We start from the raw sequence: 11,533 nt of genomic DNA, 5'->3' as shown, positions 1-11,533 counted from the left end.
TTTATACTTTTAAACATACAACATACTAGCTAAAATACCAACCTAAGTTGATTATTAACTTGATAGTAGTACTCAAAAATAAAAACACCTTTACGTCCAAAGGATAAAAAATTGCCAACGCTAAAACAGATAATTACTTATAAAGCGCTTATCTTAAGCTTAGCTTCTTGTTTGATACTCAGTGCCTGCGATACAGATTTGATAAGCAACCAAAGTTCAACGCAACAGATAAATGGTACAGATGAGTATAACCTTGGAACACTCTACTATACTGGTGAGAACAAAAATATTGAGCAAGATTATAGCAAGGCCTATGAATGGTTAGAAAAAGCGGCTTATAAAGGTCATGCTGACGCCCAAAACACTGTTGGCTTGATGTACCTTAAAGGTGTTGGCACTGAGAAGGACCGTAAGCAAGCCATACAATGGTTTCAAAAATCTGCCGACCAAGGTCATACCTTAGCGCAGCAAAACCTTGACATGCTAAATGGCGAAGACATTGTTATATTTGGTGATCCTAGCAATGCTAGTGACCCCATTTCATTATTTAAAGATATTTATACTGTAGCACTGACAGGGCATAAAAATGCTCAAACCCAACTCGCTACTATGTATGAAAACGGTATTGGCACCCCTCAAAATTATGCCAAAGCTATCGAATGGTATGAAAAAGCAGCTAAGCAAGGTCAAGCTAAAGCTCAAAACAACCTTGCCTCAATGTACTTTCATGGTCGGGGTGTCACACAAGACTATACCAAGTCTTTTGCATGGTATCAAAAATCCGCTGAGCAAGGCTATGGACTGGCCCAAAGCAATCTTGGTTGGGCTTACTATGAAGGAAAAGGCGTACCTCAGAACTATGATAAAGCCCTTGTATGGTATCAAAAATCAGCTGAACAGGGAGAAGCTATGGGACAAAACAACCTTGGTTGGGCTTATTATGAAGGAAAAGGCGTACCTCAGAACTATGATAAAGCCAGCGAATGGTTTCAAAAAGCCATCGCTCAAGGCAGTGCCTTGGCGCGTAACAATCTAATTCATCTAAATCGTGAAAAAAAAGGGCTCTGTAAAGATAGCTATATACCAAACGCAGAATTCGCAAGCACTCAACATGCCGCAAACGCAGGTGATAAAAAAGCCCAGTATGAATTAGCTGCTATGTTTCAGGATGGAGAGATTGTCTGTCAAAATGATAGTAAAGCAGCTGAATGGTACACAGAATCAGCCAAGCAAAACTATGCAAAAGCCCAAGACAGCCTTGCCTCTATGTACTACACAGGTACAGGCCTCGAACAAGATTACGTCAAAGCACTTGCTTGGTATAAAAAAGCAGTTGAACAAGAAAATGCTGCCGCTCAATACCACTTAGCCGTTGTCTACTCCGAAGGTAAGGCTTTGCCAAAAGATTTTACCAAAGCCCTTTCGTTAGCTAAAAAATCAGCGAATCAAGGGTTTGCTAAAGCACAGTTTGTTCTTGGCAAACTATATAGCGACGGTATCGATGTGACCAAAAACCATGAACTAGCACTTAAATGGTATAAAAAAGCGGCGGATCAAGGATATGTAGAAGCTCAATATAATCTTGCCGTCATGTACCGTGATGGACGCAGTGTTGTCCAAGATTATGACAAAGCAATGAGTTTTTTTCAAAAAGCCGCCGAGCAAGAATTTGCATCAGCACAAAACAACCTCGGATGGATGTACCAACAAGGCGAAGGCGTTGCTATCGACAATAATAAAGCGCTCTTTTGGTACAAAAAAGCAGCAAGTCAAGGAGATGCAACAGCACAACAAAATTTATTGGCGTTAAATAGTTTATTAGAATGTGAATTTTGTGCCAATACCGATTAACCAACCTCATTGACCAAGTTTAGCTATAACTTTAGAACTTTAGGACTTTAGGACTTTAGGACTTTAGGACTTTAGGACAGTATAAAGCACCAAGCATTTATGATAGTAAAGCCGCCAGCTCATCTTCATTATTGATAATATCTGCTAGTGTATAGCGTTCAAGAACCTTTATAAAAGCCGTTAACGCTTCAGAAAAGACACTCTTGAGTTGGCATACTGGCGTAATCACGCAGCCTATCGGTTTGTCTGCCTCTTCCTCGATAAAGGCGACTGGTAGACCTTTTGACTGAGGATCTTTATCCTTGTTCACTGGTACAGCAAAACACTCTACCAAATCAAAATCAGGCTCTATTTGTTTAATCAACGCACCTAAATTAATATCATTAGGTGAGCGTGCCAGCCGTATACCACCATTTTTACCACGGATACTCTCTATATATCCCAGCTGCCCTAACTGGTGTATGATTTTAGTCAAATGACTTTTAGAGATGCCATAGCTATCAGCAATATCGCTGATATTGGCTAACAGTGACGGATCTGGTCTCACAGCCAAATAAATCAGTGAGCGTAGCGCATAGTCACTATAGTTGGTCAATCTCATTTACGAACACTCCAATTCTAATCTTCTTATTAACCACTCTCTGCTTAAACACTAGCTGTTCAACCAAACAACCCATCAGGTCTAGGGCGTGCCAGCATTGGCAAATAGCTGATGCAAAATAACACAAAACAGGCAATCCACGCACCTTGGGCAATCATAACCCATAATAGATAGTGGCTCATATCCGCCAATGGTAACAATACCCGACTGATAAACACCAATACCATAAACGCATACATCAGATTGACTAGGTTGGGCGGTTGATGAATACTACGCCCAGTATGCCCAAGTGAGACCCGCGTCATCATCGCCACGGTCATCATACCAATACCCGCAATCGCAAGCCCATGTACCGCCACACTATGGGAATAACCTAACCAAGGTTGCAGTGCGTACAAAATAAAGCTTAAGCACATTCCCAAAAACGCGACATATAACGACCACAGTAATGGTTTTTTCCAGATGCCGTGGTGATACCATCCTATCAAACGGACGATATTCACGCTTGCCACGCCGAGCGCTGTCACAGTCAAAAAGTACGGATTAGGATAAAATAAATCAACGATAAAAAATGCTAAAAACAATAATAAACTGGCGACATCTTGTATTTTACTATTATACAATGTGACGGTTTGTACAACGCCTTTATCATCAGTCGTACTAAGACCTCGTTCAATAAAGAAAGGCACAACTCGCCGACCAATAGTCAACACTAAACCAATAACTAAGTAAAACCCAAGATAAATACCTATCTTGGTCACATTCATATCTGCATTAATGACACCCCAATAGCATAAACCGTTACCTAAGGTTAATAGTATCAGCTTTGCCAAAATACCCATCTGCTTATATTGCTTCACCTGCCAGACTGCTCGACATATTACAAAAGCCATCAAGCCCATAAATAACAAATCAAACGCTGCCGCTACATATAGTAATCCAGCGCCTGACCCAAATCCAACATCAATACCCAACCCAAATAGCAACCAACCCAAGCGTGCCAATAACCAACAAGCAAAAATACCGAGCAATTTATAGCCATGAGGCATCATTACGCCTGTCCAAGTCTTTACCGCTGTCAATAAAAACCCCGCTACAATCGCTAGTGCATAGCCATAGATCATTTCATGACCATGCCAATACAATGGATTCAATACCTGGGCGTTAATATCCGTATGACCGGTAAATACAAATGCCCATAGTGCCATTGTGACAATAGCAAATATGGCCCCTGCACTAAAAAATAAGCGAAAACCCAAATTAAGAATAGGATGCGGTGCGCTTGGCGGTTTACTGGGCAAATTGATAGCTTGCATGGCTGTCTTCTTATAAATATATTGATGGGTGTTAATAAAATAATTTATAACATTCATTTTAAATGAATGTTATAAATTATGCAATATTCTTAGCTAGCAGCCGCATCTCAAACAGCAGGTGTTAAAAAAGCCACCAAGATGGTAGCTTCTTATTTTTTAAACATTCAGAGCGTACTGAGCGAACAAGACAATATAAAAATCTTTAAAAATTTATCAGCAACGCTAAGGTTAGCTTAGTACATAATCATCGGTATTATCACCTTGCCATTTATGAATAAAGCTACCACTCGGATCATATTGCTGGGTTTGTTTGGCCAAATTAAACTGACGACATCCTCTTGGGTCAGCACCTACCCCTGCCAGGTACTGCCAATTCCCCCAGTTACTCGCCACATCATAATCAATCAGATGTTGCTCAAAGTGCGTCGCGCCATAACGCCAGTCTAGTCCCAATTCATGAATGAAGCAGCTGGCCACGATTTGTCGCCCACGGTTAGACATGTAGCCAGTTTGCAGCAACTGCTTCATACACGCATTAACAATAGGATATGACGTGGTGCAGGTTTTCCATTGTTCTAAGCGTGTCCTATCAAAACTGGTCGTTGGTGGCTGCTGGGCAATGCCTTTAAACCAAAATAGCCGCTGCTGATGGGTCAGCGCATACCAGTAAAAATACTCACGCCACAGTAGCTCAAACCAAATCCAATATGTTGAGTCATTGGCGACAGTGTCTCGCTCATATTCACGCAAGCGGTTGAGCAATACATTGACCGATAACGACCCGTTCGCCAGCCAAGCCGAAAACTTGGTAGAGCTTGTCCAATCGTCAAGAGCATTGCGGGTGGTTTTGTAAGTACTGGGTGCGTCAGACCCAAAATAGTCATTAACATGGGTTAACGCACTCGCTGCCCCGCCTTTAAACTCAGATAACTGCTGTTCAAACTGATAGTTTTTGAAGAACAGAGTGTTATCCTCCGCTTCATTGAGTAGGTTGTCAGGTAATGCTGGCAATGACGATGGCGCGCTGCTCAAAACCACATCATCTGCAGCAGTCAATAAATGATGCGTTGCTTCTACTTTTTTGCGAAACTGGGTGAAGCTCTTGGGTAAGTATTCTGTCGGTAACGTAGCAAACAATGTGTTTGTCGATTGGCTGTGCCATGTTATTTTTGGATGTTTTTCTTGTAAAAGCGCATAGATTTGGTTTTGCGCATAGTCTGCCGTGTCGCTGACGCAAATATCTGTAACGTGCTGACGCTCTATCAGCTGGCACAATTGAGCAAAGGTGCTCGTTGTCGACTCACCGTTCGGTTGCGATGGCTGGCGTGATGTTAGATAAAGCAAGCTGTTGCCAAGACGTTGTAGTGACTCATCTAAATCAGCCAAGCTCTCTGCCAAAAACTGCGCGCGTGCAGCACCCATCTCATCGAATTGATATGCTTGACTCTCGTTGGTTTGGCTGACATTAGAAGCTTCAATGCTACGCGCCAACGAGTCAGCATAAACACACAGTAGTGACCCATCATCTTTTTTAGCCAATGTCGCCGCTTTGCTCACAGTCGCGTTATCATCGACACGCAAATCGTTATGAAACAATACCAATACTGCTTTTTTATCTACTAGCTTGTTTGGTAAAATATCTGATTGCTGATTTAACATATTTTAGTTTCCATTTTGGCTCTCATATACTTAAATACATCATTTAATCGCTTAGCCCAAACTATAATGGTTTAAAATACGGCATACAGTATAAAGCGTGTTAAATAACTGATATGAGCTACCTGATGAAATGATTGTTCCCTAGGAGAATAATATGACTGAAGAAAACGCACCGGACGAAAAGCGTAAAATTATCAATAAGTTTTTAATGAGACTGACCAAAGAGCAGCCTCAAATGTATTACGCCACGACAGCCGAAATCTCTCGCAGTATATACACCATGATAAAAGAACATACCAATCGCTTGTCAGTAGAAGAGCAAGCACTTGTCAGACGCATAACGGTTGAAGAGATTGAAGGCTTACTTGGTTTTCACCATAATAAATAAAAAGGCTTATCTGGAGGGTATTTAATTCAGATAGTCATTATTTATATCTCATCCATAAAAAAGACCGCTATATAGCGGTCTTTTTTATGATTCACATATCAGTTTACAGTAATTATAAAGTGGCACTTTTAGAATAGATACTCACGTGGCTCATTTTGTACAGAAATCCAGTGCAGTCTGGTGAATTCTTCTAATACCCATTCGCCATTAAAGCGTCCGATACCTGAGTTTTTCTCACCACCAAATGGCGTATTACTTTCATCGTTCACCGAGATATCATTAATATGTGTCATGCCAGCTTTGATACCACGTGCAAAGCGTAAACCTTTAGTCAAATCTTGCGTAAATACCGCACTTGATAAGCCGTACATAGAGTCATTGGCGATGGACAACGCATCATCTTCGTCTTTGGCACGAATGATACCGACCAACGGGCCAAATACTTCGTTACGTGACAAATCCATCTCACGTGTCACCTCAGTGAAAATATGCGGCGGCACGACCTGACCCTCTATCTCGCCACTCAGAATCATATTGGCACCTTCTTCTTGTGCTTTGGCGATTTTGTCTTTTAGCGACTTGACTTGTTTTTCATTGATAATTGGGCCAACGGCTGTTTCTGCTTTGTTTGGATCACCCACTTGTAGGGTTTTGACATGGTCAACGAAGCGCGTCACAAACTCGTCGTATAGTGCATCTTCGACAATGATACGGTTGATCGCAATACAAATCTGACCTTGGTGTAAGAACTTGCCAAAGGCTGCTGCTTTTACCGCTTGATCGATATCAGCATCTTTCAACACAACAAATGGACTATTACCACCCAACTCAAGGGCGACTTTTTTGATATAATCGCCGCCATTGGCCAGCTCGCCGATGTGCTTGCCAACTGAGGTCGACCCAGTAAACGATACTAAACTTGGCGCTTTGTGTTCAACGATTGCATCACCTATCTCACTACCAGAGCCAACGACCACATTGAGCAAACCTTTTGGTAGACCTGCTTCTTCAAATACTTTCGCAAGTAGCAAACCACCTGTCACAGGCGTATCGCTAGCAGGTTTTAGCACCACGGCATTACCAAGTGCTAATGCAGGCGCAATAGAGCGTTGAGTCAAATGTAGCGGAAAATTCCACGGACTAATAACGGCAACCACCCCGATAGGTTCTCGGTAAATAAAGTTTTCTTTACCTGGGGTGTTGGATGGACGAATTTCACCATGCACACGGTTAGGAAAAGTGGCTGCCTCTAGCGTAATGGCGCGTGCAGTGCTGAGCTCTACCATTGCCTTGACACGAGTACTGCCCGATTCTTTAATTAGCCAGTCGATAATCTCGTCTTGACGCTGATCTAGTATATTTACAACGTTGTAGAGTACCGCTGCTCGATCCGCTGGTGTTTGCTTGGCCCATTCTATTTGGGCTGTGGTCGCTGCATCGTAGGCTTCATTTAATTGTGCCTCTGTTGCTTGTTGAATCTCTACAAGCGAATCACCGTTATATGGGTTTGTATTGGTATTGACGCTCTCGTCTTTGCCCTTTTGCCACGTGCCTGCGATGTATTGAAGATGAAAATCGCTGTAAGCACTGGTTTTGGTATCATTAGCTGACATAATTATCCTTATTTTTACTTTGTTATGTTTGACATTTAGTTTTAGTATTGATTTTAAAGTTATTATCAAAATATTGAACAAAACACTTACTTAGAGAAATTCGTTCATAGAAAGCCTCTTATAAACAGCACATCTAAACTCACTGTTAGGCACTATTCATTGTTATACTCCTTATCATCCTGACTACTTAACTAACTGCTTAACTGATAAGGAATCTAATGACTAGCTGGCCTAAAACGCAACTTGATAGACGACTGGTCTAATGCTAACATAGCAACTAATAAAACAAGACTGCTTTGCTCGTAAATATTGTTGATAAAACGTAACGCACATTTATAAATACTATTAAAATACGTCCTCAATATGACACCCAAATAAAATTAATAACTCTATTATTATGAAGTTCCAAGGAGAACATCATTTCTATGTCTACTATCACAAAAGCACCTATCGCTACATCAGACACTAGAGTCCACTTGCTCGAAACTGGTTATCAACTTATCGCACACAAAGGCTTTACTGCCGTTGGTCTTAAGCAGATATTAGATACAGCGGGTGTGCCTAAAGGCTCTTTTTACCATTACTTTGCGTCTAAAGAAGCGTTTGGTGAAGCAATCATTCATCATTATTTTAGCCTATATAAGACACGACTAGACATCATCGGCGCGCAGAATATTAATGCACAGCAAAAGCTATATAACTATTTTCAAAATTGGTATGACACTCAGCAGAATGGCTGCGACCACGAAAAATGCTTGGTGGTTAAGCTCAGCGCTGAAGTGGCTGATATGTCAGAGCCTATGCGCATCGCGCTAAACGCAGGCTATCAACAAACTATTAACTGGCTTGGTGACCAAATCAAAGCTGGTTGGGTAGATGGCTCTGTGCCACAGCCTGATAATATTGCTGCTGAAAGCATAGCGAAGCGGTGGTATTTTTCTTGGCTTGGTGCCAGCTTAATTGCCAAAATTAGCCAAACCAATACCCCACTTGCTGAAGTATGGCAAATGACCACATCACAGCTAGGACGTTAGCGCTCTAGGCACATACTCGCCATTTCTAAATGTCTACTCCTACTTTAGCATTCACATGTTAGAGGAAACATTGGTGTCTTGAAAAGCACATTGATGATCAACACCAACACCAACACCAACACCAACACCAACACCAACACCAACACCAACACCAACACCAACACCAACACCAACACCAACACCAACACCAACACCAACACCAACACCAACACCAAAAATATTACACAGCCCTTATAATTTTTGAACCCCTACTTAATAATAAAGTTATGAGAGAGTTTTGTAAAAATTACTAGACGACCGGTCTAATTATATTTACAATGCACGCAAATGTGAGAAACGAACTCACTAATAAATAATTTTTTAATTCGGCATCCAATCAATATTTAACAAAGCTTAGGAATATCATGAATAACTTTCAATATTACAATCCAGTACGTATCGTTTTCGGCGAAGAACAAATCAAACAATTATCAGACTTAGTGCCTACTAACGCCCGCGTCCTTATTACCTATGGTGGTGGTTCAGCACAACGCACTGGTACATTGGATGAAGTTAAAGAAGCATTGGCAGCAAACGGCAATCGTACCGTATTCGAATTCGGCGGTATTGAAGCCAACCCAGAGTTCACTACATTGCTAAAAGCGGCAGATATGGTCAATGAGCACAATATTGATTTTCTGCTTCCTGTTGGCGGTGGTTCAGTGATTGATGGCAGCAAATTTGTTGCATTGGTATCGTCACTTGCTGAAGAAGACGGTACTGTCTCACGTGAACAAGCATGGAATGCATTGACTGGCTACTGTAAAGATATCGACTCTGCGATTGACTTGGGTGCAGTACTAACTATCCCAGCAACTGGTTCTGAAATGAACTCGGGCGGTGTGATCAACTATAGCGAACGTCAAGCAAAACTCCCTTTTAATAATGCGCTTGCCTTTCCTAAATTCTCAATTTTAGATCCTACTAAGACGCTAACTTTACCTGAACGTCAGGTCATGAACGGCGTAGCTGATGCTTTCGTTCACGTGATTGAGCAATACCTAACCTATCCTGTTAATGCAAAGGTGCAAGACGCATTTGCTGAAAGTTTGCTGAAAATCCTTATCGAAGAAGGCTTAGTGGTTAAGCAGGATCCAAACAATTTAGAAACCCGCAAAAACATCATGTGGACAGCGACCATGGCACTTAATGGTCTAATCGGTACTGGTGTGCCACAAGATTGGACAACACACATGGTCGGTCACGAATTAACGTCATTGCATGCGATTGACCATGCTCGCACCTTAACCATCTTATTGCCACCAGTTATGCGTGAGTTAAAAGAAAGCAAAAAAGAAAAGCTGCTCCAATATGCTCGTAATGTATGGAATATCACTGACACCGATCAAGATGATGACACCATTATTGAAACCGCCATTGTTTACACGGAAAACTTCTTCCGCGACTTGGGCTTGCCAGTCAGCTTAGAAGACGCTGACTTGACTGAATCAGCCATTGATCCAATTATCAAGCAGCTCGAAGCTCATAACATGGTAAAACTGGGCGAACATGGTGCTAACGATTTAGAGGTATCACGCCATATCTTGCAACGCGCCGTTACTAGCAAAGCATCTTAATAAGTAACAGCTCAGTAAGAACAAATACATATAGTTGTGCTATTCATAGTAGCTACTCAGCAATGAGTAGTTGCTATATCGTAATCAGAACCAAAACCACAATCTAAAATAATTCGATTTAAATAAAAACGCTAAAACCAATAATTAAAAAGGATAATAAAATGAGCTTTGATAATAATCAGAACCAAGAAATTAACCGCCAAATCACACTAGCCAGCCGTCCTCATGGCGCACCAACCAGTGATAATTTTGAGCTAAAAACTGGAGAGATTCCGACTCCTAATGACAAGCAAATGCTTCTGCGTACCGTTTATCTATCACTTGACCCCTACATGCGTGGACGTATGAGCGATGCCAAAAGCTATACCGACCCATTACAAGTCGGCGACGTCATGACTGGCGGTACAGTCGCCCAAGTAGTCACGTCTAATGTTGATGGCTTTGTCGAAGGCGACTTGGTGGTATCAGGTTCTGGCTGGCAGGACTATAGCGTCAGTGACGGCGAAGGCGTTCTAAAGCTTGATAAAAACATGCCACACCCTTCTTATGGTCTAGGTGTACTAGGTATGCCAGGATTTACCGGATACATGGGCTTAACTGACATCGGTAAGCCGCAAAAAGGCGAAACCCTAGTGGTGGCCGCAGCGACTGGTCCTGTTGGTGCGACTGTCGGACAAGTGGGCAAAAAGTTAGGCGTACGTGCCGTGGGTGTGGCAGGCGGCAAAGAAAAGTGTGAGTTTGCAGTCAATGAGCTTGGCTTTGATGTTTGTATCGATCACAAAGCGGATGACTTCGCCGAACAACTAAAAGCAGCTTGTCCAGATGGCATTGACATTTATTACGAAAACGTTGGCGGTAAAGTCTTCGATGCCGTACTGCCATTACTAAACGCACATGCACGCATTCCTGTGTGCGGCCTAGTGTCACAGTACAACGCAACCGACTTACCTGATGGCAAAGACCGTCTGGGTATGCTAATGGGTCAAATATTGGCCAACCGCCTGACCGTGAAAGGCTTCATTATTTTTGAAGAATATGGCGATCATTATCCTGAGTTCTTAAAAACCATGGGTCAATGGGTGGAGTCAGGTGACATCAAAACCAAAGAACATCAAACAGATGGCTTGGCACAAGCGCCGCAAGCATTCTTTGATATGCTAGAAGGCAAAAACTTTGGTAAAACTGTTGTTAAAGTTGCTGACGTTAAGTAATTTGCGTTAGGCCCTCACCACTTAACAACATAAATACTGATTTTGACAACTGAATATTAAGCCTGAAACCTAGATACTGTTATTTAGATGCAGTTATCTAGATACAGTTATAACAGTCATCATTTAGCAGTCATCACTTGCTGCTTTAAGACGACTTATTTATGTAGAACATCTGTTTATATACAGCATCTACGTTTTGGCTTTTTATTTATCTATAAAAATTAACTTTCAATGTGAATGAATA

10 protein-coding genes are annotated in these 11,533 nt (G+C 41.7%); 6 read left to right on the top strand and 4 right to left on the bottom strand.

Features of this window, described 5'->3' with window-relative positions; all coding sequences use genetic code 11:
• Positions 1-111 precede the first annotated feature (111 nt).
• Positions 112-1,851 carry a tetratricopeptide repeat protein gene (locus ACT3RN_RS11825; protein WP_444518667.1) on the top strand — a complete coding sequence of 580 codons (1,740 nt, stop codon included), beginning with the start codon at positions 112-114 and terminating at the stop codon, positions 1,849-1,851.
• 97 nt (positions 1,852-1,948) lie between these two features.
• Here ACT3RN_RS11825 and ACT3RN_RS11820 read toward each other — a convergent pair whose 3' ends face one another.
• The 3 genes from ACT3RN_RS11820 to ACT3RN_RS11810 all read right to left on the bottom strand — a co-directional run bounded on the left by ACT3RN_RS11820 (position 1,949) and on the right by ACT3RN_RS11810 (position 5,427).
• Complete coding sequence (locus ACT3RN_RS11820; RefSeq protein WP_192519933.1) at positions 1,949-2,452, bottom strand: Rrf2 family transcriptional regulator; 504 nt, start codon at positions 2,450-2,452, stop codon at positions 1,949-1,951.
• A gap of 59 nt (positions 2,453-2,511) precedes the next feature.
• Positions 2,512-3,768 (bottom strand): NnrS family protein, encoded by a 1,257-nt coding sequence (locus ACT3RN_RS11815; RefSeq protein WP_192519934.1) that lies wholly within the window; start codon positions 3,766-3,768, stop codon positions 2,512-2,514.
• A gap of 228 nt (positions 3,769-3,996) precedes the next feature.
• Complete coding sequence (locus ACT3RN_RS11810; protein WP_192519935.1) at positions 3,997-5,427, bottom strand: DASH family cryptochrome; 1,431 nt, start codon at positions 5,425-5,427, stop codon at positions 3,997-3,999.
• 154 nt (positions 5,428-5,581) lie between these two features.
• Between ACT3RN_RS11810 and ACT3RN_RS11805 the strand changes: the two genes are divergently transcribed.
• Positions 5,582-5,815, top strand: coding sequence for a hypothetical protein (locus tag ACT3RN_RS11805; protein WP_192519936.1), 234 nt, complete (start codon positions 5,582-5,584; stop codon positions 5,813-5,815).
• Positions 5,816-5,943: 128 nt separating this feature from the next.
• On the opposite strand, the gene ACT3RN_RS11800 is transcribed toward ACT3RN_RS11805, so the two are convergent.
• On the bottom strand, positions 5,944-7,428 hold the full coding sequence (locus tag ACT3RN_RS11800) for an aldehyde dehydrogenase family protein (protein ID WP_192519937.1): 1,485 nt from the start codon (positions 7,426-7,428) through the stop codon (positions 5,944-5,946).
• A 425-nt stretch (positions 7,429-7,853) separates the two neighbouring features.
• On the opposite strand from ACT3RN_RS11800, the gene ACT3RN_RS11795 reads away from it, so the two are divergent.
• From ACT3RN_RS11795 to ACT3RN_RS11780, 4 genes are all read left to right on the top strand, one after another.
• Complete coding sequence (locus ACT3RN_RS11795; protein WP_192519938.1) at positions 7,854-8,462, top strand: TetR/AcrR family transcriptional regulator; 609 nt, start codon at positions 7,854-7,856, stop codon at positions 8,460-8,462.
• Between the two features lie 93 nt (positions 8,463-8,555).
• Positions 8,556-8,699 carry a hypothetical protein gene (locus tag ACT3RN_RS11790; RefSeq protein WP_444518666.1) on the top strand — a complete coding sequence of 48 codons (144 nt, stop codon included), beginning with the start codon at positions 8,556-8,558 and terminating at the stop codon, positions 8,697-8,699.
• A 167-nt stretch (positions 8,700-8,866) separates the two neighbouring features.
• Positions 8,867-10,078 (top strand): iron-containing alcohol dehydrogenase, encoded by a 1,212-nt coding sequence (locus ACT3RN_RS11785; protein WP_442440186.1) that lies wholly within the window; start codon positions 8,867-8,869, stop codon positions 10,076-10,078.
• Between the two features lie 161 nt (positions 10,079-10,239).
• Positions 10,240-11,289, top strand: a complete 1,050-nt coding sequence (locus ACT3RN_RS11780; RefSeq protein ID WP_442440187.1) for an NADP-dependent oxidoreductase — start codon at positions 10,240-10,242, stop codon at positions 11,287-11,289.
• Positions 11,290-11,533: the final 244 nt, after the last annotated feature.

It is taken from the genome of Psychrobacter sp. AOP5-GZ1-6 (genome assembly GCF_052376345.1).
Classification (GTDB): domain Bacteria; phylum Pseudomonadota; class Gammaproteobacteria; order Pseudomonadales; family Moraxellaceae; genus Psychrobacter.
This window is presented reverse-complemented; position numbering and strand designations above follow the sequence as displayed.

What these genes read in the sequence shown, in the direction of transcription:
- ACT3RN_RS11795 (WP_192519938.1), top strand. Translation starts at nt 7,854, where the DNA reads ATGTCTACTATCACAAAAGCACCTATCGCTACATCAGACACTAGAGTC.
- ACT3RN_RS11820 (WP_192519933.1), bottom strand. Translation starts at nt 2,452, where the DNA reads ATGAGATTGACCAACTATAGTGACTATGCGCTACGCTCACTGATTTAT.
- ACT3RN_RS11800 (WP_192519937.1), bottom strand. Translation starts at nt 7,428, where the DNA reads ATGTCAGCTAATGATACCAAAACCAGTGCTTACAGCGATTTTCATCTT.
- ACT3RN_RS11780 (WP_442440187.1), top strand. Translation starts at nt 10,240, where the DNA reads ATGAGCTTTGATAATAATCAGAACCAAGAAATTAACCGCCAAATCACA.
- ACT3RN_RS11790 (WP_444518666.1), top strand. Translation starts at nt 8,556, where the DNA reads ATGATCAACACCAACACCAACACCAACACCAACACCAACACCAACACC.
- ACT3RN_RS11785 (WP_442440186.1), top strand. Translation starts at nt 8,867, where the DNA reads ATGAATAACTTTCAATATTACAATCCAGTACGTATCGTTTTCGGCGAA.
- ACT3RN_RS11805 (WP_192519936.1), top strand. Translation starts at nt 5,582, where the DNA reads ATGACTGAAGAAAACGCACCGGACGAAAAGCGTAAAATTATCAATAAG.
- ACT3RN_RS11810 (WP_192519935.1), bottom strand. Translation starts at nt 5,427, where the DNA reads ATGTTAAATCAGCAATCAGATATTTTACCAAACAAGCTAGTAGATAAA.
- ACT3RN_RS11815 (WP_192519934.1), bottom strand. Translation starts at nt 3,768, where the DNA reads ATGCAAGCTATCAATTTGCCCAGTAAACCGCCAAGCGCACCGCATCCT.